The sequence below is a fragment of the Halomonas sp. SIMBA_159 genome, assembly GCF_046536035.1.
GTDB classification, from domain to species: Bacteria; Pseudomonadota; Gammaproteobacteria; order Pseudomonadales; family Halomonadaceae; genus Vreelandella; species Vreelandella venusta_A.
The window spans coordinates 1-240 of sequence record NZ_JAWJBT010001508.1; the positions used below are offsets into that span (position 1 = coordinate 1).

General features: G+C 49.6%; 2 protein-coding genes. Both read right to left on the reverse strand.

The features are described from left to right. Positions 1-150: Lrp/AsnC family transcriptional regulator (locus R0J87_RS24255; RefSeq protein WP_498889604.1), on the reverse strand; the 150-nt coding region annotated here is incomplete at its 3' end. 6 nt (positions 151-156) lie between these two features. Continuing rightward, the coding region (locus R0J87_RS24260) for a winged helix-turn-helix transcriptional regulator (protein ID WP_498889605.1) at positions 157-240 on the reverse strand (84 nt) is incomplete at its 5' end.

A 240-nucleotide genomic window follows, 5' to 3' on the forward strand; every position in this document is an offset into this window, starting at 1 on the left:
CATCTGAACTTTCATCATGTAGTCGTATTCTCCGGCCATGCGGTAGAACTCCATCACTTCCGGAAATTCACTCACTGTTGCGACAAAACGGTGATACCAGTCCTGCGCATGATCGCTGGTTTTTATCTGGACAAAGGCAATGAATGACAGGCCTAATTAGACCGGATCCAGCAAAGCTACCCGCCGCTTCAGTATCCCCGCTTCTTCCAGCCGTTTTAACCGTTTCCAGCAAGGTGTGGT